23 protein-coding genes are annotated in these 24,749 nt (G+C 65.5%); 13 read left to right on the top strand and 10 right to left on the bottom strand.

What is annotated here, in order from left to right; all coding sequences use genetic code 11:
- Nucleotides 1–39: 39 nt before the first annotated feature.
- Complete coding sequence (gene clpB, locus ACFI9K_RS07835) at nucleotides 40–2,586, bottom strand: ATP-dependent chaperone ClpB (RefSeq protein WP_462662971.1); 2,547 nt, start codon at nucleotides 2,584–2,586, stop codon at nucleotides 40–42.
- 191 nt (nucleotides 2,587–2,777) lie between these two features.
- Between clpB and ACFI9K_RS07830 the strand changes: the two genes are divergently transcribed.
- On the top strand, nucleotides 2,778–3,941 hold the full coding sequence (locus tag ACFI9K_RS07830; protein ID WP_462662970.1) for a globin domain-containing protein: 1,164 nt from the start codon (nucleotides 2,778–2,780) through the stop codon (nucleotides 3,939–3,941).
- Nucleotides 3,942–3,958: 17 nt separating this feature from the next.
- On the opposite strand, the gene ACFI9K_RS07825 is transcribed toward ACFI9K_RS07830, so the two are convergent.
- The 3 genes from ACFI9K_RS07825 to ACFI9K_RS07815 all read right to left on the bottom strand — a co-directional run bounded on the left by ACFI9K_RS07825 (nucleotide 3,959) and on the right by ACFI9K_RS07815 (nucleotide 5,622).
- A complete protein-coding gene (locus ACFI9K_RS07825) occupies nucleotides 3,959–4,630 on the bottom strand; it encodes a hypothetical protein (RefSeq protein WP_462662969.1) in 672 nt (223 codons plus the stop codon).
- A 115-nt stretch (nucleotides 4,631–4,745) separates the two neighbouring features.
- Complete coding sequence (locus ACFI9K_RS07820; protein WP_462662968.1) at nucleotides 4,746–5,024, bottom strand: DUF2277 domain-containing protein; 279 nt, start codon at nucleotides 5,022–5,024, stop codon at nucleotides 4,746–4,748.
- Between the two features lie 22 nt (nucleotides 5,025–5,046).
- A complete protein-coding gene (locus ACFI9K_RS07815; protein ID WP_462662967.1) occupies nucleotides 5,047–5,622 on the bottom strand; it encodes a TetR/AcrR family transcriptional regulator in 576 nt (191 codons plus the stop codon).
- An 88-nt stretch (nucleotides 5,623–5,710) separates the two neighbouring features.
- On the opposite strand from ACFI9K_RS07815, the gene ACFI9K_RS07810 reads away from it, so the two are divergent.
- A complete protein-coding gene (locus ACFI9K_RS07810; protein WP_462662966.1) occupies nucleotides 5,711–7,108 on the top strand; it encodes a cytochrome P450 in 1,398 nt (465 codons plus the stop codon).
- Here the strand turns inward: ACFI9K_RS07810 and dinB are convergent, their stop codons facing one another.
- Nucleotides 7,109–8,296, bottom strand: a complete 1,188-nt coding sequence (dinB, locus tag ACFI9K_RS07805) for a DNA polymerase IV (protein WP_462663030.1) — start codon at nucleotides 8,294–8,296, stop codon at nucleotides 7,109–7,111.
- A gap of 167 nt (nucleotides 8,297–8,463) precedes the next feature.
- On the opposite strand from dinB, the gene ACFI9K_RS07800 reads away from it, so the two are divergent.
- From ACFI9K_RS07800 to ACFI9K_RS07790, 3 genes are read left to right on the top strand one after another with little or no spacing between them, the layout of a single operon-like run.
- Nucleotides 8,464–10,737, top strand: a complete 2,274-nt coding sequence (locus ACFI9K_RS07800; protein WP_462662965.1) for a putative bifunctional diguanylate cyclase/phosphodiesterase — start codon at nucleotides 8,464–8,466, stop codon at nucleotides 10,735–10,737.
- Nucleotides 10,738–10,748: 11 nt separating this feature from the next.
- Nucleotides 10,749–11,369, top strand: coding sequence for a 5,6-dimethylbenzimidazole synthase (gene bluB, locus ACFI9K_RS07795; RefSeq protein WP_462663029.1), 621 nt, complete (start codon nucleotides 10,749–10,751; stop codon nucleotides 11,367–11,369).
- A complete protein-coding gene (locus ACFI9K_RS07790; RefSeq protein ID WP_462662964.1) occupies nucleotides 11,366–12,409 on the top strand; it encodes a YncE family protein in 1,044 nt (347 codons plus the stop codon). The genes bluB and ACFI9K_RS07790 overlap by 4 nt, the downstream gene beginning before the upstream one ends.
- Nucleotides 12,410–12,413: 4 nt before the next feature.
- Here the strand turns inward: ACFI9K_RS07790 and ACFI9K_RS07785 are convergent, their stop codons facing one another.
- The 4 genes from ACFI9K_RS07785 to ACFI9K_RS07770 all read right to left on the bottom strand — a co-directional run bounded on the left by ACFI9K_RS07785 (nucleotide 12,414) and on the right by ACFI9K_RS07770 (nucleotide 14,854).
- Nucleotides 12,414–12,926, bottom strand: coding sequence for a DUF427 domain-containing protein (locus ACFI9K_RS07785; RefSeq protein WP_462662963.1), 513 nt, complete (start codon nucleotides 12,924–12,926; stop codon nucleotides 12,414–12,416).
- 22 nt (nucleotides 12,927–12,948) lie between these two features.
- On the bottom strand, nucleotides 12,949–13,686 hold the full coding sequence (locus ACFI9K_RS07780) for a DUF2637 domain-containing protein (protein ID WP_462662962.1): 738 nt from the start codon (nucleotides 13,684–13,686) through the stop codon (nucleotides 12,949–12,951).
- 48 nt (nucleotides 13,687–13,734) lie between these two features.
- Entirely contained in the window at nucleotides 13,735–14,037 is a 303-nt protein-coding gene (locus tag ACFI9K_RS07775; RefSeq protein WP_462662961.1) for a WhiB family transcriptional regulator, read from the bottom strand.
- A 256-nt stretch (nucleotides 14,038–14,293) separates the two neighbouring features.
- On the bottom strand, nucleotides 14,294–14,854 hold the full coding sequence (locus ACFI9K_RS07770; RefSeq protein ID WP_462662960.1) for a gluconokinase: 561 nt from the start codon (nucleotides 14,852–14,854) through the stop codon (nucleotides 14,294–14,296).
- 80 nt (nucleotides 14,855–14,934) lie between these two features.
- Between ACFI9K_RS07770 and ACFI9K_RS07765 the strand changes: the two genes are divergently transcribed.
- Together ACFI9K_RS07765 and otsB are read left to right on the top strand one after the other, a co-directional pair.
- On the top strand, nucleotides 14,935–15,678 hold the full coding sequence (locus ACFI9K_RS07765; RefSeq protein WP_462662959.1) for a FadR/GntR family transcriptional regulator: 744 nt from the start codon (nucleotides 14,935–14,937) through the stop codon (nucleotides 15,676–15,678).
- 59 nt (nucleotides 15,679–15,737) lie between these two features.
- Nucleotides 15,738–18,290: a trehalose-phosphatase gene (gene otsB, locus ACFI9K_RS07760; protein ID WP_462662958.1), complete on the top strand. Its 2,553-nt coding sequence runs from the start codon at nucleotides 15,738–15,740 to the stop codon at nucleotides 18,288–18,290.
- Nucleotides 18,291–18,477: 187 nt separating this feature from the next.
- On the opposite strand, the gene ACFI9K_RS07755 is transcribed toward otsB, so the two are convergent.
- On the bottom strand, nucleotides 18,478–19,584 hold the full coding sequence (locus tag ACFI9K_RS07755; protein ID WP_462662957.1) for a LacI family DNA-binding transcriptional regulator: 1,107 nt from the start codon (nucleotides 19,582–19,584) through the stop codon (nucleotides 18,478–18,480).
- A gap of 142 nt (nucleotides 19,585–19,726) precedes the next feature.
- Here ACFI9K_RS07755 and ACFI9K_RS07750 point away from each other — a divergent pair, with 142 nt between their 5' ends.
- The 6 genes from ACFI9K_RS07750 to ACFI9K_RS07725 are packed head-to-tail and all read left to right on the top strand — an operon-like array spanning nucleotide 19,727 to nucleotide 24,717.
- Nucleotides 19,727–20,737, top strand: a complete 1,011-nt coding sequence (locus tag ACFI9K_RS07750; protein ID WP_462662956.1) for a metal ABC transporter solute-binding protein, Zn/Mn family — start codon at nucleotides 19,727–19,729, stop codon at nucleotides 20,735–20,737.
- A gap of 31 nt (nucleotides 20,738–20,768) precedes the next feature.
- Complete coding sequence (locus tag ACFI9K_RS07745) at nucleotides 20,769–21,602, top strand: metal ABC transporter ATP-binding protein (protein ID WP_462662955.1); 834 nt, start codon at nucleotides 20,769–20,771, stop codon at nucleotides 21,600–21,602.
- Nucleotides 21,599–22,477 carry a metal ABC transporter permease gene (locus tag ACFI9K_RS07740; RefSeq protein ID WP_222095200.1) on the top strand — a complete coding sequence of 293 codons (879 nt, stop codon included), beginning with the start codon at nucleotides 21,599–21,601 and terminating at the stop codon, nucleotides 22,475–22,477. Before ACFI9K_RS07745 ends, ACFI9K_RS07740 begins: the two co-directional genes overlap by 4 nt.
- Nucleotides 22,478–22,505: 28 nt before the next feature.
- Entirely contained in the window at nucleotides 22,506–23,267 is a 762-nt protein-coding gene (locus tag ACFI9K_RS07735) for a LamB/YcsF family protein (RefSeq protein ID WP_462662954.1), read from the top strand.
- On the top strand, nucleotides 23,264–23,866 hold the full coding sequence (pxpB, locus tag ACFI9K_RS07730) for a 5-oxoprolinase subunit PxpB (RefSeq protein ID WP_462662953.1): 603 nt from the start codon (nucleotides 23,264–23,266) through the stop codon (nucleotides 23,864–23,866). The genes ACFI9K_RS07735 and pxpB overlap by 4 nt, the downstream gene beginning before the upstream one ends.
- On the top strand, nucleotides 23,863–24,717 hold the full coding sequence (locus tag ACFI9K_RS07725) for a 5-oxoprolinase subunit C family protein (protein ID WP_462662952.1): 855 nt from the start codon (nucleotides 23,863–23,865) through the stop codon (nucleotides 24,715–24,717). The genes pxpB and ACFI9K_RS07725 overlap by 4 nt, the downstream gene beginning before the upstream one ends.
- Nucleotides 24,718–24,749: the final 32 nt, after the last annotated feature.

Genomic DNA, 24,749 nt, shown 5'->3' with positions numbered 1-24,749 from the left:
ACAACGGGCCCGCTCGCGCGGGCCCGTTGTGACTTGTTGCTAACCCAGGATCAGGCGTTCACCATCGGGGCTTGCGTTGACCGACACCACGTCGCCGTCCTGTACGTCTCCGGCGAGCAGCAGTTTCGCCAGTTGATCGCCGATGGCTTGCTGAATCAGTCGACGCAGTGGCCGGGCACCGTAGAGCGGGTCGTAGCCGCGTGCGGCGAGCCACATCTTCGCCGGCGACGACACCTCCAGCGTCAACCGTCGCGCGGCGAGACGCTTGGTGAGGAAGCCCAGCTGGATGTCGACGATCGATTCGAGCTGGTCCTCGGACAAGGCGTCGAACACCACGACGTCGTCGAGGCGGTTGACGAACTCCGGCTTGAACGAGCGTCGCACCGCGTCCATGACCTGATCCTTGTTACCGCCGGCCCCCAGATTCGAGGTGAGGATCAGGATCGTGTTGCGGAAGTCGACGGTCCGGCCCTGGCCGTCGGTGAGGCGGCCTTCGTCCAGCACGGCGAGCAGGATGTCGAACACGTCGGGGTGCGCCTTCTCCACCTCGTCGAACAGCACCACGGTGTACGGGCGCCTGCGCACCGCCTCGGTCAGCTGCCCACCGGCCTCGTAGCCCACGTAGCCGGGAGGTGCGCCGACGAGCCGAGCAACGGCGTGCTTTTCGCTGTACTCGCTCATGTCGATCCGGACCATCGCGCGTTCGTCGTCGAAGAGGAACTCCGCCAACGCTTTCGCGAGCTCGGTCTTACCGACACCGGTAGGGCCCAGGAACAGGAACGATCCCGTCGGACGGTTGGGGTCGGCCACACCGGCGCGGGAGCGTCGGACGGCGTCGGACACCGCTTGCACCGCGTCCTTCTGCCCGACGACTCTCTTGCCGAGCTCGTCCTCCATGCGGAGCAGCTTGGCGGTTTCACCTTCGAGCATCCGGCCGGCAGGGATTCCGGTCCAGGCCGCCACGACATCGGCGACGTCGTCCGGGCCCACCTCCTCCTTGAGCATCACGTCGCCCTGAGCAGGCGAGTCCTCGGTCTTGGCCGCGAGCTCCTTCTCGAGCGTCGGGATGCGTCCGTACCGAAGCTCGGCGGCTTTGCCGAGATCGCCGTCGCGTTCGGCGCGATCGGATTCTCCTCGCAGGTTCTCGAGCTCCTCCTTCAGCGACCGCACCGAGTCGATTGCGTTCTTCTCGTTCTGCCACCGCGTGCTGAGCTCGGCCAACTTCTCCTGCAGGTCGGCGAGTTCCTGGCGCAGCTTGTCCAGGCGAGACTTCGACGCGTCGTCGGTCTCCTTGGCCAGTGCCATCTCCTCGATCTCGAGGCGACGCACTGCGCGTTCCACCTCGTCGATTTCGACGGGCCGCGAGTCGATTTCCATGCGCAGACGCGACGCGGCTTCGTCGACGAGGTCGATGGCCTTGTCGGGTAGGAACCGAGCGGTGATGTATCGGTCGCTCAGGGTGGCCGCGGCGACCAGCGCGGAGTCCGTGATCCGGACGCCGTGGTGCACCTCGTAGCGTTCCTTGAGTCCGCGCAGGATGCCGACGGTGTCTTCTACCGAGGGTTCACCGACGTAGACCTGTTGGAAGCGGCGTTCGAGGGCGGCATCCTTCTCGATGTACTTGCGGTACTCCTCGAGGGTCGTTGCACCGACGAGCCGCAGTTCACCGCGGGCGAGCATCGGCTTGATCATGTTGCCCGCGTCCATCGCGGATTCCCCGGTCGCGCCGGCTCCGACGATGGTGTGCAGTTCGTCGATGAAGGTGATGACCTGGCCTGCGGAATTCTTGATGTCGTCGAGCACGGCCTTGAGCCGCTCCTCGAACTCACCGCGGAACTTCGCGCCGGCGACCATCGAACCGAGGTCGAGCGAAACGACGGTCTTGCCGCGCAAGCTTTCGGGAACGTCCCCGGCGACGACCCGCTGGGCAAGCCCTTCGACGATGGCTGTCTTGCCGACGCCGGGTTCGCCGATGAGCACCGGGTTGTTCTTGGTACGCCGAGACAGGACCTGCACGACACGCCTGATTTCGGTGTCGCGACCGATCACGGGGTCGAGCTTGCCTTCTCGGGCCAGTGCGGTCAGGTCGGTGCTGTACTTCTCGAGCGCCTGGTAGGTGTTCTCCGGATCGGCACTGGTTACACGGGCGCTGCCGCGGACGGCTTGGAAGGCGTCGCGCAACTCGTTCGCTCCGGCACCATGGCCGGAGAGGAGCTTGGCGACGTCGTCGTTGCCTGTCGCAAGGCCCACCATGAGGTGCTCGGTGGAGACGAACTCGTCGTCGAGTTCGGTGGCCAGGTGTTGCGCTGCGGTGATCGCGGCGAGGGTTTCACGGCCGAGTTGCGGAGTGGTGGTCGAACCGGATGCCGAGGGCAGCCGATCGACGAGGTTCTGCGCTTCTCGACGCACCGTTGCGGGATCGACGCCGACGGCCTTCAGCAATGGTGTGGCGATGCCGTCGGTCTGATCGAGCAACGCCACCAACAAATGTGCCGGACGAATGTCCGGGTTGCCGGCCGCGGATGCGGCCTGCAGGGCAGCGGACAGCGCTGCCTGCGACTTCGTGGTGGGAGTGAAACTGTCCACCGGTCACCTTCTTTCTCGGATCGGTTCTTGCGTGTCGATGGGTACAACCATAGACAAGTTGAGTCTGTTCCGCTCAACCTTGGTTTTCTTGTGCGCGTTCGACTCGATCGGTCTACCTTGGTGTCCGTCGACAGTGGGCTGTGTCATCGGTGGCGAATCCGATGGCGAATCGGTGGGGTGGAGGTTTTTCGATGCTCGATGCTCGGACGATCTCCGTGGTTCGTACCGGCTTCAAGTCGGTTGTCGCATCTCCGGACGGCCCAGCGCGCCTCTCGAGGTCCTTCTACGCCCACCTCTTCGCCGAGTATCCCGACTTTCGATCTCTGTTTCCCGCTTCGATGGACGCGCTCCGCGAACACTTCGTCCTGGCCCTCGGCTACATCTTCGAGCACCTCGACGACGACAGCCGCGTCGAACCGTTTCTCCAGCAACTGGGCCGAGACCATCGCAAGCACGGCATCTCCGGCGCGCACTTCCGCGCGGGCAGCTCGGCGTTGATCAGCGCGTTCCGTACGTTCGCGAGCACCGAGATGTGGACCGACGAGGTCGAGACGGCCTGGCACGACGCTCTGACCGTGGTGAGCAACGCGATGGCCGCCGCCGCGGACGACGACGAACTACCGCCCTACTGGAGTGCCACCGTCGTCGAACACCAACGGCTCCTCGACGACCTCGCGGTGGTGCGATTGAAGACCGACGGCGAGATCCCGTACTTCCCCGGGCAGTACGTCAGCGTGCAGATCCCGCAGCGACCCAAGCTGTGGCGCTATCTGTCGCCGGCCATTCCGAGCAACCCGTACGGCGAGATCGAGTTCCATGTTCGACGCGTGTCCGGTGGCTGGGTATCGCCGGCAATGGTCACCGAAACGGCCGTGGGCGATCGTTGGCTGATCAGTCCGCCGCTGGGCGGCATGCACGTCGATCGGGCCGTTCGCGAGGACGTGTTGATGATCGCCGGGGGCACCGGGCTGGCACCGTTGCGCGCGCAGGTGATGGAAATGGCTCAGCGAAGCAACAATCCGCGAGTGCACCTGTTCGTCAGCGGTACGTACCCGTGCGATCTGTACGACCTGGATACTCTGTGGCAGTTGTCGCTGTCCAACCCGTGGCTGACGGTGGTGCCGGTGACCGAGGAGCTCGAGGATCCGTGGTGGTACTCGGGCCGGCCTCGCGAACTACCGTGGGGAATGCATCACCGCCTGCACGGTGCGGTGGGCAAGGTGGTCACCCAGTTCGGCTCGTGGGCCGATCGACAGATTCAGATCTGCGGGTCGCCGTCGATGGTCCGCACCACCCTGTACGCATTGCGCAGGGTCGGCACTCCGATGGAGCACATTCAGCACGATCCGTTCTGACTGCGCTGCACCACCTTTCAGCTGGACAGCGATTTCGGCGGCGCGTCCTCGACGATCCCGCCTGCCACCAGCCGCGGAGTCCAGGCCTCGGTGACGAGCCGGCCGTCGCCGGTGATGATGGCATCGGGATCGGGGTCGATCAGGATGGGATACCCGGTATCGGCGGTCGCCGCGACGTTCTGAACCAGCAGACCGTTCTCGATGGTGTAATACACGTGCACCGGCTGCAGATCGCCGTCGAAAGCCCATGGGCGACCGATGAAGATCACGGCATCGCCGGATTCGTCCAGTACCGACACCGAGCCGTCGTGTTCGAGTTGCAAGCTCCACTGGGGCGGCATCGTCGTCGCGAACGCGAATCTGTGCGGTGCCTGCGGAGCGAGAAGGTGGATCATCAAGAGCGCGCCGTCGTGCGGATCTCGCTGCGGCACAATCACTTCGTAGGATCCACACTCGTAGAACCTGGATCCGAAGGGCCCGGGGATTCCCGTACCGAGATCGCCGGCAATGGCCAGTTCGAGCCGGATACAGCCGGAGCCGTTCTCGGCTCGAAGGGTGATCCCCTCCGAAGGGTGCGGTGTGGGCGACTCGTCTCGCGGGGCGTAGGACAGCACCGCACGCAGCAGTGGCTCGACCACCTCCGCGTCACCGTCTCGTGAATCGAACGTTCGTCGTCGACGATCCGCCATCTCCACCCCCTCCGCCAGGCAAACCAGTGTGCCACCGAGGTGCCGATCTCGCGACGAATCTGCTCGAAACCATCCGTTCGATCGGCATCGGCCCTGGAGAAACCTGCCGACCGCGCTAGGACCCGCCGGCCTTGGCGGCAATTCGGGCCTGCACCTCCGGACGCCGCAGCGGCGGCACCGTGGGAGGGGGCTGACGCCGCTCCGGGAGTGCATCCAGGAGCCGATGCGTCGTCGCGGTCACCTCGGCAACGGCCAGCTCGAAGGCGTCGCGGGTGGCGTCGGACGTTTTCTGAACTCCACTAATCTTGCGGACGTACTGCCGCGCGGCTGCTTCGATCTCGTCGTCGGTCGCGTGCGGTTCCAACCCGCGCAAGGTGGTGATGTTTCGGCACATACCTCGACGATAGACCCGCAGCTCACACCTCGAGAAGCCCCGAGAGCGCGCGTAGACACACGTCGCGAACCTGCTCGCGGTCCAGCGTTCTCCGCTCCACCCAGTCCAGACATACCGCTCGCACGAATGCGATCCAGCCGTGCAACGCGGTTCGAGTCAACTCGTCTTCCGCGTACGCCGCAGGTAGCGCGGCGAGGATCCGCTCCTGCTGAACGGCGAACTCTCGCGTCAGGATGTCGTTGATGCGAGGGTCGCCGAGCAACGCTCCCCGGTTGACGGCCCGCAGGCCGTGCGCATGCTCGTCGGAGTAGGCGATGTACGCGTCGAGACCCGCTGCGACCTGCTCGAGAACCGGCAGCGAGGTGTCCGGCGCGGTGACGTCGAGGTTGCGCTCGGATTCCGTGCGCACTATCTCGACGAAGAACTCTCGCTTGGACGGGAAGTAGTGGTACATCAGCCCGCGCGAGACTCCCGCCCGATCGGCGACCTCCTCGATCCACACATCCTCGTACGGCCGCTCGGCGAACAACGACGAGCCGATCTCGAGCAATTGCGCACGACGTTGCGCCGGCGTCATGCGCTTACGGGGTGTGGTCATGGGCTTCGAAGCTTACTTGACACCAGTTCAACAGTGAGTACGGTCACTATTGCACACCGATTCAACAAACTCGGACCATGGAGCGGCGATGTCGACACAGTTCGCGGTGCGGAACGGCTCGTTACCGCATCCTCCCTACCGGCTGCCGGTTCTCGGCGACGTCGTCGGCGTCGATCCCCGCACCCCGATTCAGGACTCGACCGTCCTGGCCGCCCGACTCGGCCCGATGTTCGAGCGCGAAATTCTGGGGCGACGCTTCGTCTTCGCTTCCGGTGCCGACGTGGTGGGCGAGCTGTGCGACGAGAAGCGCTTCGAGAAGTTCCTGCCTCCGGGAGTGGAGAATCTGCGAGACATCGGGGTGGACGGGCTCTTCACCGCCTACAACCACGAGCCGAATTGGCAACGCGCCCATGATCTCCTGCGTCCGGCATTCACCGCAGGTGCCATGCGCGGATACCACGAGATCATGGTCGACGTGGCCGACGATCTGATCGAGCATTGGGAAAGCCGTTCTCGCAGTGGTGCGTCCACCGACGTCTCCGCGGACATGACCAAACTGACGCTCGAGACCATCGGACGCACCGGTTTCAGTTACAGCTTCGGCTCGTTCGCGCGCGCCGAGCCGCACCCCTTCGTGGCCGCCATGGTCGGCGCACTGACCTACAACCAGCGGCGGTCACTGCTGTCCATCCCCGCGTTCGCAAAGCCCTTGTTCGTACGGTCCGACCGCAGATACGCACAGAACAAGCAGTACTTGGCCGATGTTCTCACCGATGTCGTGAGTACCCGACGCCGATCGGCGGAGGACTTCAGCGACCTACTGCAGATCATGATGGATGCTGCGAAAGATGCCGACAATCCGAATGCATTGAGCGAAGCCAACATCGGATACCAGATCCTGACGTTTCTGATCGCCGGCCACGAGACCACCTCCGGCGCGTTGTCTTTCGCGTTGTACTACTTGGCGAACCACCCGGAGGTCTTCGAACGCGCCCGCGCCGAGGTGGACGAGGTCTGGGGCACCGGCAAGCCCGAGTTCGGCCAGGTTCCCAAACTGCGGTACGTCCGCCGAGTCCTCGACGAATCGCTGCGTCTGTGGCCGACGGTTCCCGCGTTCGGACGCGGTGCGCGGGCCGAGACCGTCATCGGCGACGATTACCGCATGGCGGCCGGCGACTGGGCCGTCGTCCTGGTGACGGCGCTGCACCGAGATCCGGTGTGGGGTGACCGTCCGAACGACTTCGACCCCGACAATTTCCTACCCGATCGCATCAAGGCACGCCCGGCACACGTGTACAAGCCGTTCGGCACCGGCGAACGTGCATGCATCGGAAGGCAATTCGCGATCCACGAGGCCGTCCTGGTACTGGGTACCATTCTGCAGCGCTTCGACCTGCAGGCCGATCCGTCGTATCGTCTGAAAGTCCAGGAGCGCCTGACCATGATGCCCGAGGGCTTCATGGTGCAGCCCACCGTTCGACGGTAATCAGTCCGGCAGAAGGGGCACCGAGATTCCCGGGTCTCGGCCGAGCAACACCCCGCGAGTCAACGACGTGGAACCGAACTTCTTGTGCACCCCGTCGAGGGCTCGATCGAGAGCAGATGCCTCCGGCGGCGTGCGCACCGACGGCGCGTCGAACTGCAGTTCCAATTGCTCTGCGCCGCCCTTGTCGATACTGGACACGGTGACACCGACCAGGGTGATGCCCTTCTCCGCGATCAGCGGAGCAGCATCGCGAAGAAGTTCGAGAGCGGCATCGAGGATATCCCGGGTATCGGCAGTGGCACGGTCGAGAGTGTGCGACCGGGTAGCGCGAGTGAAATCGGCGAAACGCAAGCGCAACATGACCGTTCGGCCAGTCCTTCCCGCGCCGCGCATGCGGTGCGTAACGCGATCCACGAGCCCGATCAACGATGCCTCCACCTCGGCCGCATCGTGCCGACCGCGGCCGAGTGCGCGCTGGGCACCGATGGAACTACGCGATTTTCCGGGCTGGACGCGTCGGGGATCGCGGCCCATGGCCAGCGCATAGAGATGCGCTCCCGCGCCTTTACCCAACACCGACGCCAAGGACCGCTCGCCGTAGGCCGCGATGTCGCCGACGGTCCTGATGTCGAGAACGTGCAGCTTCTCGGCGGTCACCTTTCCTACGCCCCACAGCCTTTCGATATTCAGGGGATGCAGAAATTCGAGTTCGCCGCCGGGAGGCACCAGCAGCAGACCGTCCGGCTTGGCGAAAGCACTGGCCACCTTCGCCAGGAACTTCGTGGTGGCGATCCCGACGGTGATGGGCAGCCCCACCTGCTCGGCGACGTCGCGGCGGAGTTGCTCGCCGATCGAGGCGGCACTGCCCGCTATCTTGCGCAACCCGCCGACGTCGAGAAACGCCTCGTCGATGGAGATCCCCTCCACCAGCGGTGTGGTGTCGTGAAAGACGTCGAACACATCCTTGCTCGCCTGCGAGTACGCCTCCATCCGCGGCGGCACCACGATGGCCTGTGGGCACACAGCTCGGGCCTGACCGCCACTCATCGCGGTGCGCACGCCGAACGCCTTGGCCTCGTAACTGGCGGCGAGCACCACTCCCCCGCCGACGATGACCGGCTTACCGCGAAGCCGCGGGTCGTCGCGTTGCTCCACGGAGGCATAGAAGGAGTCGAGGTCGGCGTGCATGATGCTCGCCAGGCTCGGGTTGGTCGACTCCACGATCCCATGCTTGCACGAGCTACCGACAGTCTCGGAATACACAACCCGAACAACCTGGACAGCCGAAGTGACCCAGATCACGGAGTGTGCCATTGTGGAGTCGTCGGATCGGCGTGAACGGCTGGAGAGATACAGTGACGGCCTGGTGGCGGTGGTACGCGTCCCTCGGCGTACTCGGCTGCGTCGCCTACTTCCTGGTCCCCAGCACCGCCTGGGCCCAATCGATTTTTGTTGTCGTCGGTGCATCGGCTGTCCTCGCCATCGTGATCGGCACCAGGATGAACCGGCCCCGCAATCGCGCAGCGTGGCTGACCATCGCGCTGGGCACCGGTCTCTGGGTCGTCGGCGACATCGTCTTCGAGTGGATCAACGTGACACGAGGCAGCGTTCCCGACCCCTCGCTCGCCGACGCGATATACCTGGTGGCTTATCCGATCTACGGGTTCGGTCTGTTTCTGCTGGTCCGGCACAAGTGGAGAGCCAGCGAGCGCGGCCACGTCGCCAACAGCGCCATCGTCATGGTTGCGTTCGGATTGCTCACGTGGGTGTTCGCCGTGCAGCCGTCGCTCGGCGACGGCGGTATCTCCGGGACAGCAGGCCTGGTCGACGTCGCATACCCCGCCATGGACATCTTCCTACTGGGGTTGCTCGCTCACTTCGTCGGTTCGCGGCAGTGGCGAGCCCTGTCCTACCGGTTACTGACGGCGGCAGTTCTGCTGTTGGTCGTCACCGACATCATCAAAAACTTCTCCATCGTCTCGGAATCGGCGACGGATCGCTCGCTGTTCGACGTGGGGTGGACCACGTCCTACATCCTGATCGGCGTCGCCGCTCTGCATCCGTCGATGCGAAGGATCACCAGCCCGGACATCGAACCCGACGCCCACTTGATGGCGTCGTTCACCACCCCGACGGTCGTCGTCCTGACCGCCGCCACCCTGACCGCTCCGACGGTGATGTTCATCGAGGTGATTCGCGACGAGCCCATCGCGCAGTGGGGCTGGGCGGTACTGCTGTGTGCGGGGGCGCTGGTGATTCTGGTTATCCTCCGGATCACCGACCTGCTGCGCTTGCTGCACACCCGAACTGTGCAGCTGCGCGCCGTGGCCGATACCGATCACCTCACCGGACTGGCCAATCTGCGCGCTCTCGAACACAGAATCTGGCAGAACGCGGGCGACACCACCTTGTTGACGGTCGATATCGATCGATTCAAAGAAATCAACGACACCTTCGGACGCGGACTCGGCGATCGGGTTCTCGTCGTGGTCGCGGACAGACTGCGCAGCGTCGTCGACGATTCGATCATGCTGGGGCGCTTGGCAGGTGACGAATTCGCGTTGTGCGGAACATCGGAATCGACGGACCCGGCCGCGTTGGCACACGAGATTCAGCGCAGGTTCGCTGCCCCGCTCGAGGTGGACACCATGACGCTGCTCATCGAGGTGAGCGTAGGTGTGGCGTCGAGTCTTCCCAGTGCCGAGGGCGAGGAGGACACCACCCCGGATCGCCTGGTGCAGCGCGCCGATCTCGCCGTGCAGGCCGCGAAGGCCACTCAGTCTCGCATCGCGTTCTACGACCGGTCCATGGACCGAGACACGAGCGAACAGCTGATCATGCTCGGCGAGCTGACCACCGCACTCGAATCCGACCAGCTGGAACTGCTGTATCAACCCCAGGTCGACCTCGAATCGATGACGGTAGTCGGCGTGGAGGCGCTGGTGCGCTGGCATCATCCGAGTGGAACAGTGCTCTCCCCCAGCGCTTTTCTGCCCACCGCTGAACGTACCGGGCTCATCCGACCGTTGACGAGCCACGTGCTCACCCGTGCGCTCGCTCAACGCAGCCTGTGGGCTGTGGAGGGGATGGATCTACAGATAGCCGTCAACATCTCGACCCGCAATCTGTTCGACGACACCCTGATCGAGCAAGTACGCACTGCGCTGTCCGAATTTCATTGCCCTCCACATCAATTGACTCTGGAGGTGACCGAGACATCGGCCATGACCGATCCGGTGGGTGCAACCGAGATACTGTCGATTCTGCATGCGATGGGGGTACAGATCGCCATCGACGACTACGGCACGGGCTACAGTTCGCTCGCCTACATCGAGCGGTTGCCGGTGCAGGAGCTCAAGATGGATCGAGCCTTCGTCGGCGGGATGGCCCACGATCCCGCGCACGCTGCGATCGTGCGATCGACCGTCGAGCTCGCCCGTACGCTGGGGTTGTCGGTGACTGCAGAAGGCGTGGAGGACGAGATGACGATGATCGCGCTACGAGAACTGCGATGCGGGCGTGCCCAGGGTTTCTACCTCGGCAGACCCACCTCCTCGGAATTGCTCCCCACTCTCGTCGCCGAATTGAACACTCGTCTGAGAACTGCTACAGGAGAACGGATACCATGACCGAGGCAGCCCTGTCGGTGTACGCCGCAATCAGATCTCGGCGCGACGTCCGCGCCGAGTTCGACGGAACCGTCGTCGACGACGACACGCTGCGCCGCATCCTCGGTGCAGCGCATCAGGCCCCGAGCGTCGGCAACACTCAGCCCTGGGACTTCGTCGTGATCCGCAAGCCCGACACGCTGAACGCTTTCGCCGCCCACGTCGCGGGCTGCCGACAGGACTTCGCCGACAAGCTCGATACCGAACGCCGAAAGACGTTCGACCCCATCAGAATCGAGGGAATCGAGGCCAGTGGCACCGGAGTGGTGGTCACCTACGATCCGAACCGCGGCGGACAGCACGTGCTCGGCCGGGACACCGTCGACGACACCGGCTTGTTCTCCGCTGTCCTCGCCATCGAGAACCTGTGGCTGGCGGCAATCGCCGAGAACGTCGGTGTCGGCTGGGTCTCGTTCTACGACGAGAAGTACCTGACCGAGCTCCTGGACATCCCCGCTCCGGTCCGTCCGATCGCGTGGCTGTGCGTCGGCCCGGTCGAGTCGTTCCAGGAGGTACCGGATCTGGAGCGTTTCGGTTGGCGAACTCGGCGTCCTCTGGACGACGCCGTGCACTTCGAGCGGTACGGCCGATGAAGGCGCGCCTGGTGGCGGTGGCCACCGCCTGTGTGCTGGTGGCCGGATGCTCAAGCGCCGAGTCGCCCGCCGAACCGTCTACTCCCGCAACGACTCCGGCCGCCGAGCCCGCACAGGCTCCGGATTCGACCGCCCCGATCGGCACCGTCGTCGCACTTCCAGGCGCTCCCGAGGGGCTCGTGGTCGGAACATCCGGGATCGCGGCCGCAGCGGTCCGAGAACCGGACGGCGTGGTGCTGTTCGATGCGGCCACCGGCGTCGTGCGGCAGATGGTCCAGACGACCGGAGCGCCGCGTCACCTCTCGCTCGCGGGCCCCGACGGTCCGGTACTGGCACCGCTCGAAGGCAGTGACGAACTGGTCGAGGTCTCACTCGACGACGGTGCGATCCTGTCGACCGCCACCGGTGTCGGCCGACAGCCGCACGATGCCGTCTCGACTGCCGACGGCACGATCGTGGCCACCAACGAAATGGGTGGAGGAGTGATCTTCCTGCGCGACGGCTCGGTGCTGTCGGAGCTACCGCCGGGACCTGTTCAACCCGGTGGCGTCGCGGCTCTGGGGTCGTATGCAGCCGTCGCGGACGTACAGGGCAACGGCGTGTGGGTCTACGACGGTGCGACGCAGCAGGAGGTGGCGCAGGCCCCGATCGGCGTCAAACTCACGCACGCGGTGACGGTGAACGAGACGACGGCCGGCTTTGCCGACACCGACGGCGGGGCGGTCCTTCTCGCATCGGTGGACGATGCAGGAGCCATTCGTCAGATCTCGTCGATCGACGCGCCGGGCAACCCGTACGGACTTGCCGTGGACCCCGCCCGTCAATTGCTGTACGTCACTCTGACCGCGTCGAACATACTGCGGGTGGTCGACGTGTCGGACCCCGCTGCTCCGCGAATTCTGGGCGACGTCCCGACGGTGACGCAGGCCAATTCGGTCGCTGTCGACCCGCGCACCGGGGACGTGCTAGTGACCGGCAGCGACCCCGGAGCGGCGAGTTCGATTCAGATCATCCCCCGGGCTCTGCTGCCCGCGGAATGAGTGGTCACCAGCCGTACGAGCCCGGGATTCCCTTGAACGGGCCGACGACGTCGTCGGTGATCCAGCCCTCGTAGAACCCGCCTTCTTGCGGCCGGACGGCTTCCCCGTCGATCTCGCACTGCAGACGGCTCGGTGAGAACGCCAGATAACCGGCGATTGCCGCGAACCGTGGCGTGGGGTTCTCGTAGCTCCACCCGGCTGCCTCCGAGACGACGTCTCCCCCGTGCACGTCCCAGTACGTTGCCGCACCCTTCCACTCGCAGTGCGTCGAGCGCGCCGCCGAGGGCGTCAACGCGCCCGGAACGACGTCGGCCGGCGAGATGTACCAGGTGGGCGGATGGCTCGTCTCGAGTACCCGATAGGCGGCGGTGGTGCGGGCGATCACCTCACCGCCGAGACGAACCACGAGGGAACGGTTGGAGGACTCCAGCTTGGGTGGACGGGGGTAATCCCAGACCGATTCCTGGCCGGGCTTCGGCTTCTCGGGAACAACGGACCTCGGCAGTTGTGGACTCATCACTCGATGGTGCCACCGGCCGTCACGGGGCGTCGACGGGATAGAGGTCGTCCACCCGTTCTTCGTCGAGAATCCAGCGATCGACCTCGTCGAGAGGTTCGACGACGCGCACCGAGGATTCCGGCATCCGTTCTTCGGCCATCGGTCGTGGGATGTGGATGTCCTCGGTGCGGATCTTCTCGGCGCGGATCGTCTCGGTGGTGTCGGGAGCCGGTGCCGAGCGGACCGGCATGATGGGGGCCGACATACGGGCTTCGGGGTGCGACTGTTCGGGGTGCGGTTGTTCGCCCATAGCTGCAACGGCGTCGAGATCGTCGGTCGTTGTGGTGGTCGTGCTTGTCGGCAACTCAGCCGGGATGCGCACAAGTATGCCGAGTCCGTGCGTCGCGGCCAACAGGCTCACCGGGGCGACGGTCGCGATAGCCGCAGACAGAGCGGGATGCAGCGTACCGGCGTCGGATATGAAGGCGTGCATGGCGTTTGCGCCGATACTGACCAGGGCTGCGGTGATCAACACGCCCCAGAAGAAGCGTCGGCCACTGCGTTGATCCTCGAACTGGGCGAGCGCGATGACGGAGATGGTGGCTTGGAGAATGGTGCCGTCGACGATCACCGGCCACAGCCACGACAGTGATCGCGGGACCCCTGCCATCGTGGCGAGATCCCACAGTGCGGCGAAGCTGAGAACGAACGACGCTATTCCGATGACGGTGGTGATGACGACCGCACTGACGAGCGTCGCACGCAGGACCTTGTTCATGGGTCGTCATGAAACACGAGCCCACCGACAGGTTCACGGAACGCGAGATCAGGCGCTGCGAACTGCTCCGCGGTAGACGTCGGCGCGATCGTGTGCAGACATTCCGCCCCACACGCCGTAGGGCTCGTTCGCGTCGAGTGCATGCCGTCGGCACTGTTCCAGGACCGGGCAACGGCCGCAGACCTGCTTGGCGGCCTTCTCGCGGGACGAGCGGGCGCGGCCGCGCTCACCTTCGGGATGGAAGAACACGGACGAGTCCAGACCACGACACAGACCGTCGAGTTGCCAGTCCCACACATCTGCATTGGGGACGGGAAGTTGGACGGGCCTGGCGGGTGCGCCTCGCACCATGAGCTGTCTCCTCACTACGAAGTGAACAAGCTCACCTTCTCTCATTCGTCGTACTTTTACAAGCCCTTTCGTTCATTCGTAGTACTTAAAATCAAGCACGCTTGCTTGGAACACGCACTTACCGGACATCCAGACCGGGGCGGCTGCCCGGGTTCCGGCTCCCACTGTGGATCAATGCGCCTTTGTTGCACTCAGACCGACTGAAACTCACATTGATCCGCCCCGGCCGAGAGCGACTGAACCAACGCAGAGGCGATCAGTGACTTTCCGACATCCCCGCGCGCTTTTCGAGCTCGACGAGCACCCGTTCGGCGATTTTGGTGGGCGGCGGGCCGATGTCGACGACGATGGCGTTCTCGTCGTCGCCGAGCGGCTCCAGCGTCGAGATCTGGGTGTCGAGCAGCGAGGACGGCATGAAGTGATCCATCCGCGCATTGAGACGTCCACTGATTCGGTCCTTGGTTCCGGCCAGGTGCACGAAGATCACCGGTGCCCCGTCCCGTGCTGCTGCGCTCAGCACGTCCCGATACGAGCGTTTGAGCGCCGAGCACGTCACGATTCCCGATCGGCCCGTGGTGGTGTGCTCGGCGATCCACTCCGCGATGATGTCGAGCCAGGGCCACCGGTCCTCGTCGGTCAGGGGTTGGCCCGACGCCATCTTCGCCACGTTGGCCTCCGGATGCAGGTCGTCACCTTCCTGGAGGTCCCATTTCAACGCACCGGCGAGGATGCCCGCCACCGTCGACTTGCCCGATCCGGACACTCCCATCACCACGAGAACCGGATGATGCGCTCTACCTGTCGTGTGTGCTGCCATCCCTCGATACTGCTCCATCGGGGGCGCTCGGATCGGACAGACGCGAGAAACCGGGCAACCCGTGGGACGATCGATCGGACATGAGCGAGACCAACGATTTCCGCCAACTCCACGATTCGGTGCTCGACGAGCTCGGTCGCGACATCGTGAGCGGCGCGATCCCGAGTGGAACCCGAATCTCGGCCGACGACGTCGCCGTGCGATTCGCGGTGTCACGGACGGTCGTACGCGAAGTGGTCCGGGTTCTCGAGTCGCTGGGGTTATTGACCGTGCGCCGCCGTGTGGGGATTACCGTGCAGGGTTCGGAGAACTGGAACTCACTGGATCCGGTGGTCATCCGCTGGCAACTGGCTGGGCCCGCGCGCGCCGAACAACTACTACTACTCAGCGAATTACGTTCGGGCATCGAGCCTTTGGCGGCCAAGCTGGCTGCTCACCGGGCCACCCCCGAGCAATGTGGAGCGCTGACGGCCGCCGTTATCGGGATGTCGGCCACGTCTCGGGCCGCAGACTCCGACGCGTATCTCGAACACGACTGCAGCTTCCATCGCACGTTGCTCGCCGCGTCGGGCAATCCCATGTTGCGGTCGATGTCCGACATCGTCGTGGAGGTGCTCGTCGGACGTACCCGGCACGCCCTGATGTCACGGCAGGCAGACCCGGAAGCCATCCGCCTGCACGGGGTCGTCGCCTCGTCGATCCAATCCGGTGATGCCGAGGCCGCACAGCGAGCGATGCTGGCCATCGTCACCAAGTCCGCGAGATCGATGTCGGCTGCTTCGGGTGTGACGCCGTCGCCCGGTCTGGTTCCCGACCAGCAGTGATGCACAACGCACACGAAGCCAGGTACGCCGAGACGACGTTCATCGCCTAGATTCGACGCGTGACTGCTCTCGAATTGCCGCTCGAACTTCGCCGCGCGCTCGTCGGAGTAGCGAGGACCCCGCGTCTGCTCGTCGCATCCGATTACGACGGCACCATGGCTCCGATCGTCTCGGACCCACAGAAGGCCTTCCCGCACCCCGAGTCCGTCAGCGCGATGCGCGGGCTCGCCTCCTTGGCCGGCACCAACGCCGCCGTGATCTCCGGGCGCGCCCTGCGCGATCTTGCGATTCTCTCGCGGCTGCCGTCCGAGGTGCAGCTGGTGGGCAGCCACGGCAGCGAGTTCGATGCCGGATTCGTCAACGCCATCGACGACGACGCCAAGAAGCTCCTCACCCTGATCACCGGCGAATTGCAAACAATCGCCGACGCCCATCCCGGCGTCAGCATCGAGACCAAGCCGGCCAGCGTCGCGCTACACGTGCGTAACGCCGAGCCCACCGCCGGTGACGAAGCACTCGCCGCTGTGCGTTCCGGCGCGGCAGCACGCGACGGCGTTCAGGTGACCGAGGGCAAGTCCGTCATCGAGTTGGCCGTCATCATCACCGACAAAGGCGTCGCCCTCGACATCCTCCGTCATCAGGAAGCATCGACTGCCGCAGTCTTTTTCGGCGATGACGTCACCGACGAGAAGGCATTCGGGCACCTGCACGGGCCGGACATCGGGGTGAAGATCGGACCGGGCGACACCCTGGCCGAATTCCGCATCGACAGCACCGAACACGTGGCGCTGGCATTGGCCTTCCTGCTCGAAGAGCGTCGGCAGTGGTTGTCCGGTGCCGACGCCCCACGCATCGAACGACTGACGATGCTGGCCAGCCCCAACGCCGTCGCACTGCTGACACCCGATGCAGACGTCACCTGGCTCTGCCATCCCGAGCCGGATTCCGCAGCAGTGTTCGCGCACCTGCTGGGCGGCGATCAGGCCGGTCACTTCAGCGTCGGACCCGTCCGGGCGTCGCTCCCCCTGAGCCAGCAGTACGTGGACGGCACGATGACGGTGCAGACCAAGTGGGCCAGCCTGCAGGTCACCGACTACCTCCCGCACGACATCGGCCAGGGACAGACCGCGTTGACGCGAGTCATCAGCGGCAAGGCTCCCGCCATCGTCACCTTCGCGCCGCGTCCGGAATTCGGAAAAGCCTGGGCCTCACTGGAACCCGATGCCGACGGCCTACGAATACTCGGCACCGCAGATCCGATGGTTCTCCGCAGTCCCGGCGTCACCTGGAACATCGTCTCCGACGGATCCCAGCAGTCCGCCCACGCCGAGGTCGATCCCTCGAACGGGCCGATCGTCCTCGAACTGCGGCTCGGCACAGACGATCTGAGCGAGCACCCCTGGGCAGAGGTGGAGCGTCGTCGCGCCGCCGAGGCCTATTGGAAGGACTGGGCCGACGGCCTGGACCTGCCTCCGCTCAAGCGCGATCTGATGAAGCGCTCGGCACTGACTCTGCGCGGCCTGGTGCACGCCGAATCCGGTTCGATCATGGCCGCCGCCACCACGTCACTGCCCGAAGACATCGGCGGAGTGCGTAACTGGGACTACCGCTACTGCTGGCTGCGCGACGCGGCCCTCACCGCTGCCGCATTGGTCGACGTCGGATCGACGGCCGAGGCCGAGAACTACCTGTCCTGGATCCACGGGGTACTCGAATCGGTATCGGGTCCCGAGCGTCTGCACCCGCTGTACACCATCTGGGGTCTCGGACTTCCTCCCGAAGCCGTCATCGACGAACTGCCCGGGTACGCCGGATCACGTCCGGTACGTGTGGGAAATGCTGCCAATCAACAGGTTCAGCTGGACGTCTTCGGCCCCATCGTCGAACTGGTGTCCGCGCTGGCCCATGCGCGCAAAGCCGCGGGGTCCGAGAACGGCCTGTCCGACGACGACTGGGAACTCGTCCGCGCGATGGTCGAAGCCGTCGAGCGACGTTGGTTCGAGCCCGATCACGGCATCTGGGAAATCCGAGACAATCCCCGCCACCACGTCTACTCCAAGGTGATGGGGTGGATCACCGTCGACCGCGCTATCGGACTGGCCGAAACCTTCGGTCGCACAGCCGAACCGAACTGGGCACCCCTGCGCGAGAAAATCCGCGAGGAAGTTCTCGCCAACGGCTGGAACGACGAGGTGCAGTCCTTCACCGCAGCCTACGACGGCACCGACCTCGACGCCGCGACCCTGTTCATCGGTCTGTCCGGCCTGATCGATGCGGCAGACCCGCGCTTCGCGGCCACCGTCACCGCCACCGAGACCGAACTGCGCAGCGGATCCACCGTCTACCGCTACCGCCACGACGACGGTCTCCCCGGCGGTGAAGGCGGCTTCCATCTCTGCGCCGCCTGGCTCGTCGAGGCCTACCTGTTGGTGGGGCAACGCGCCGAAGCCGAGGCCCTGTTCGCCCAACTCGTCAGCGCAGCCGGACCGACAGGGTTGCTCAGCGAGGAATACGACCCCATCGCCGAACGCTCTCTCGGCAACCATCCGCAGGCCTACAGTCACCTGGGTCTGCTGCGTTGTGCGAGATTGCTCAGCGCTCAGCCTGCCTGACCCTCTGGCCCCGCCCCACCCCCGTACCCGCACGACCCGGCACAGCGACCCCGGTTCGGATGAATGCGCCTTTGTTGCACTCAGACCGACTGAAACCCACATTGATCCTGAACCGGGGGCGGACAGACGGGAGTGAGCGGGTGGCGGGCCGGCGGGGGCGGGCTGGAGGGCGAGCAGCGCGGGCCGCTCAGGCGATTGCGGGCGGCTGATCCGGCGGCGGTCCGGCCGTTCGTCCGCGGAAGAGTTCGGTCGGCAGAGTTTCGGCGGCGACGATGCCCGAGTGCGAGGACGAGAGCACCAGTTTCCCGGCTCGACGGCCTTTTTCCTCGGCGTCTTGGCGCACGGTGGTGAGGTTCTCTCGGATGGCGTCGGAGATACCGTCGAATCCGGTCACCGAAAGTTGGCTCGGCACATCGATTCCGGAGACTCGTGCGAAGTTGAGTGCGCCGAGGGCGATGACGTCGGTGGTGCAGAGCAGCGCCGTGGTTTCGCGATTGGCCTGCAGAGCTTGGGCGGCCGCGGAGTGGCCGGAGCGAACGGTGTGGTCGAAGCGTTCGACGACGGTGAGGGTATCGGGGTCGAGTCCGGCGTCGATCATGGCCGCCTGCACACCGGCGATGCGTTCGCGTTGCACGTGGAAGTGACTGTCCGCCAGCCGTCCCGGGGGTACGACGCCATCGCGGCGGTCGCGTCCGAGGCGCATGCAGAGCACGGCGAGATGCTCGTGACCGAGCGAGATCAGATGCGATGCGAGCATTTTCATTGCCACTCGGTCGTCGATGGCGACGAGGGCGGCCTCGGGGATGTTGCGCGGCTGGTCGCAGACGACGATCGGAAGGTGCCGTTCACGGACTGCAGCGAGATAGGGATCGTCGTCGGCGACGGAGTACACGACGAATCCGTCGACTCCTGCCTGTTGCACCACGGCGGCGGCTTGGACGTCGTCGCGTTCGGCACCGGCGGGTATGAGCAGTAAGCCCTGGCCCGCGGCTTCGCAGGATTCGGCGAGACCGGCGAGGAAGCTCATCGCGGCAGGGTCGCGGAAGGAGTAGCTCAGCGCCTCGGTGAGGAGCAGCCCGATCGCTCCGGCCTTGCGGGTGCGCAGCGAGCGCGCGACCGGGTCCGGGCCGGCGTAGCCGCGCCGCTTGGCTGCCTGCAGAACGCGTTCGCGCAGTTCGGGCGAGAGCTGATCGGGGCGGTTGTATGCGTTCGAGACGGTGGTGCGAGAGACCTTCAATTCGGCAGCAATCGACGCCAACGTCGCTTGACGTCGCGGTTCACTCGACCTGGCCATTACCGGGACGTTAGTCCCACAACGCACGTCGAAGAAACTCGAGGTCGCCTTCGTCCGATTCGATCGAGGACCCCGATGAGCGTTAGAGTACAACGGTAACGGTTTCCATTAGCGCCAAGCCTTGCCCATCAGGAGTACATCGATGTCGTCCTACCATCGCGCGTCCCGGACCAAGATCACGGCCGTATTGGGCCTGACCTGCGCCGCTGCCCTCACATTGAGTGCCTGCAGCTCCAGCGATACTGCCGGCACCGAGTCCGCACCGGCCACCGCCGTCGACGGGCCGATCACGATCGTCGCGTCCACCAACGTCTGGGGAAGCGTCGCCGAGGCAGTGGCCGGCGACCTCGCGACAGTGACGTCGATCATCTCCGACCCCTCCGCCGATCCCCACTCCTACGAGGCGAGCCCGGGCGACGCGGCTGCCGTCGCCGAGGCGTCGCTCGTGGTCTACAACGGCGGTGGATACGACCAGTTCATCGAGGACATCCTCGGTTCCGAAGGTAAGGACGTGCCGTCGGTCGACGCTTTCACGTTGCTCGAGGACGGCCACGATCACGGCTCGGAAACGACGACCGAGGCAGCGGCCGAACCCACAGCGGAGGACGGCCACGACCACGGCGAGGTCAACGAACACGTCTGGTACAACGCCGAGGTGGCAGCGCACACCGCCGAGGAGATCGCGGAGAAGCTCGGTCAGCTCGATCCCGACAACGCCGCGCAGTACACCGCCAACGCCGAGACCTTCCACGAGCAGGTCCACGCCATCACCGACGTGACGGCGAAGATCGCCGCCGATTTCCCGAACGCGCCGGTGGCCCAGACCGAACCGATCGCGCACTACCTGATCGAGGAGTCCGATCTCGACGATCGCACCCCCGAGGACTTCAAGGATTCCATCGAGGAAGGCAACGACCCGTCGCCAGCCTCCATCGCCGCAACGCGAGATCTGTTCACGTCCAAGTCCGTTCGCGCGCTGGTCTACAACATCCAGACCGAGGACGCCGTCACCCAGGACATTCGCTCCACGAGCGAGGCCGCGGGCATCCCCGTCGTCGAGGTCACCGAAACGCTGCCCGCAGGCATGACGTACATCGAATGGCAGACCAAGGCCGCGACGGATCTGCAGGCCGCTCTCACCACCGCCTCCTGAACCCGACGAGCGTGATGGAAAGCTGTAGTACATGCCTGCTGTAGAACTGCGCGATGCCGGACTGGCGTTCGGTGAGCGCACGCTGTGGCAGAACCTGGACCTGACGGTCGAGAAGGGCGAGTTCGTCGCCGTTCTCGGGCCCAACGGGTCGGGCAAGACATCTCTGCTCAAGGTGTTGCTGGGCCAGAACAACCTCACGTCCGGCACGGCCGCGATCGACGGCAATCCCGTCCGTCGCGGTCAGTCGGGCGTCGGTTACGTCCCCCAGCAACGCAACATCGACGACGATCTGCCGCTGCGCGGACGCGATCTCGTCGGCCTCGGCTGGGACGGCCACAAGTGGGGCATGGGCCTGCGCGGAATGCGGCAGCGCAAGGAGACCGTCCAGCGTGCGATCGATCAGGTCGACGCCAATTCTTTCGCGGGCGCGCCGGTCGGCTCGATGTCCGGCGGGGAGCAGCAGCGGCTGCGGATAGCCCAGGCGCTCGTCGGCGACCCCTCGGTATTGCTGTGCGACGAGCCGCTACTGAGCCTCGACCTCGCCAACCAGTCGCTGGTCTCGAGCCTCATCGATCGCCGACGGCGGGAGCACGAGACTGCCGTTCTGTTCGTCACTCACGAGATCAACCCGATCCTTCCGCTCGTCGACCGCGTCGTCTATATCGTCGACGGCCGGTTCCGCATCGGAACTCCCGAGGACGTCATGACCACCGAGGTCCTGTCCGAGCTCTACGGCACCGAGGTCGAGGTGTTGAAGGTTCGCGGCCGACTGGTGGTCGTCGGAACCGGCGACTCCATCGACGCCCTCGGCTCGGCCGGTGCGCATCACGCACCCGTGCCCCACAACGGAGAAGACAAGGCATGAACGAGAAAGTTCTCGACGCGTTCTCGAAAATGTTCGACTTCGACACCACCGCCAACCTGCTCACCTACGACTTCGTTCAGCAAGCGCTGATCGCGGCCGCGATTCTCGGACTGCTCGCCGGCGCCCTCGGACCGTTGATCGTCAGCCGCCAGTGGGCGTTCGCGGTGCACGGATCCAGTGAACTCTCGCTCACCGGCGCCTCGGCTGCCCTGCTCGTCGGCATCACGGTCGGGCTCGGGGCCATCGTGGGGTCGGTCGTCGCAGCGGTGATGTTCGCGCTGCTCGGCACCAAGGCCCGCGACCGCGACTCGGTCATCGGCGTCATCATGTCCTTCGGCCTCGGCCTGTCGGTGTTGTTCATCTGGCTCTACCCGGGCCGAACCGGCACCAGCTTCTCACTGCTCATCGGCCAGATCGTCGGGGTCGGACAGAGCGGCATCCAGCTCTTGCTCGTGTGCGCCGTACTGGTCCTGATCGTTCTCACCGTCGTCTACCGGCCGCTGCTGTTCGCCAGCACCGACCCCGAGGTGGCGCTGGCTCGAGGCGTCCCCGTCCGGGCGCTGTCGGTGGTGTTCGCCGTGCTCGTCGGCGTTGCCTGTGCGCTGGGCGTGCAGATCGTCGGTGCGCTGCTGGTGCTCTCATTGCTCATCACCCCGGCCGCTGCGGCCGCCCGGGTGACGGCCAGCCCGCTCAAGGCGACCCTGCTGTCCATCCTGTTCGCCGAGATCGCGGCCGTCGGCGGCATCCTGCTCTCCCTCGCTCCCGGCCTGCCGGTCTCGACGTTCGTCACGACCATCTCCTTCGTGATCTACCTCCTCTGCCGCGGCATCGGGGCAACGCGAAAGGCCAACTCCGGACGGCTCGTCGCCGCCTAGGATGTCAACGCCGCCTAGGATTCCAAGGGTGACGGCCATCGATCTCAATGCCGATCTCGGAGAGAGCTACGGAGCGTGGACTCTGGGCGACGACGACGCCATGCTCGCCCTCGTATCCAGTGCCAACGTTGCGTGCGGCTTTCACGCCGGTGATCCCACCACCCTGTTGCATACGTGCCGTGCCGCCGCCGGCCGCGGGGTGCGCATCGGGGCACAGGTGGGTTACCACGACATCGTCGGATTCGGTCGACGCTTCCTCGACGTCGCCCCGGCAGATCTCACCGCCGACGTCATCTATCAGATGGGCGCACTCGACGCGCTCGCCCAGGTTGCCGGATCTGCCATCGCCTACGTCAAACCCCATGGGGCGCTGTACAACACGATCGTGCATCACCGCGAGCAGGCGCGGGCCGTGGTCGACGCCGTCACCTCGTACGACGCGACCCTGCCGGTCCTCGGCCTCCCCGGTTCGGTCTTCCTCGAGGAGGCCGAGCGGGCCGGACTACGCACCGTCGCAGAGGCTTTCGCAGACCGCGCCTACACCGCGCAGGGGACGCTGGTCTCGCGCTCGGAACCCGGAGCCGTGCTCAGCGATCCCGAGGCAGTTGCTCAGCGAGTCCTGAGGATGATCGCCGACGGTGCGGTCGAGGCTGTGGACGGCTCGACGATCGACATCCGGGCCGAGTCGATCTGCCTGCACGGCGACTCCCCCGGTGCCGTCGCGATGGCCACCGCAGTATCGAACCTGCTGCGCATCAACGGTATCGACATCTCTGCGTTCGTTCGATGAAAATCCTCCCGGCCGGCGAACATGCACTGCTGGTCGAGTTCGACGGACTCAATCAGACGATGGCGCACTACCGTGCGCTGGCACTCGATCCACCGACCGCCGTCGTCGATCTCGTTCCCGCGGCCCGCACCGTCCTGGTGATGTTCGACGGGGCGCGGCAGCCGATACTCGACTGGATCGCTGCCACCGAACCCGTCGACGCGACGGACGCCCACCGGTCCGACACCGTCACGGTCGAGGTCGTCTACGACGGCGAGGACCTGGCCGAGGTAGCCGGTCTGACGGGCTTGTCTACCTCGGAAGTGGTTGCCGCACATATCGATCAGATATGGACCGTCGCCTTCGGCGGTTTCGCCCCGGGGTTCGGCTACCTCGTCGGCACCGACACTCGTTTGCACGTGCCGCGACGGGGTTCACCGCGCACCAGCGTGCCGGCCGGTTCGGTGGGGCTGGCGGGGGAATTCTCGGGCATCTATCCGCGCTCCTCCCCCGGCGGCTGGCAACTGATCGGGCACACCGACGCACAGTTGTGGAATCTCGATCGCGATCCTCCCGCGCTGCTTCGTCCCGGCACCACCGTCCGGTTCGAGCAGGCATGAGTGCGCTCACGGTGCTGCAGGTGGGGCCACTGTGCACAGTTCAGGATCGGGGCCGCCCCGGGCACGCTTCCCTGGGTGTCGGCCGCTCCGGTGCCGCGGATCTTCGGTCACACGATGCCGCGAACAGACTGGTAGGCAACCACTCCGGTGCCGCGACACTCGAAGTGACCTTCGGTGGGCTGACGCTGCGCGCCGAGTCCGACACTCTCGTCGCGGTGACCGGTGCCCACGTGACCTGCCGTATCGGCGGTACGGAACAGGGGCTGTATTCGACACTGATGATGCGGGCGGGGCAGGAACTGGAACTGTCCGCGCCGACGTGGGGTCTGCGCAGCTACGTTGCCGTCCGCGGCGGGATCGACGTGCCCGTCGTACTGGGTAGTCGCTCGACGGACACGATGTCGAGGATCGGGCCTGCTGCACTGTCCCCGGGCACCGAGCTCTCGGTCGGCGACGAGAAGACCGACTGGCCGGCGGCAGACTTCGTCCCGCCGCCCGCCCCGACGCACACATTGTGTGTCCGCTTCGGCCCACGCGAGGCGTGGTTCACCGAGAATGCTCGATCGAGCCTGGTGCAGCAGTCTTGGACGGTGACGCAGGATTCGGATCGCGTAGGAATCAGACTCGACGGCCCCGCACCCTTGACCCGCGCCGTCGACGACGAACTGGCCAGTGAGGGAATGGTTCGCGGGTCGCTCCAGGTTCCGCCGTCCGGGCAGCCGGTGCTGTTTCTCGCCGACCATCCCGTCACGGGCGGTTATCCGGTGATCGCCGTCGTCACCGCGGACGATGTGTCGGCCGCCGCGCAACTGACGCCCGGAACGCAGATACGGTTCCGCGCTGTCGGCTGATACCAGGCCCGCGCAACCTCGCACCCTTTTTC

Source organism: Rhodococcus sp. PSi06 (assembly GCF_054960675.1).
Note: the sequence above shows the minus strand (reverse complement) of the source record. Positions and strands in the feature narration are given on the sequence as shown.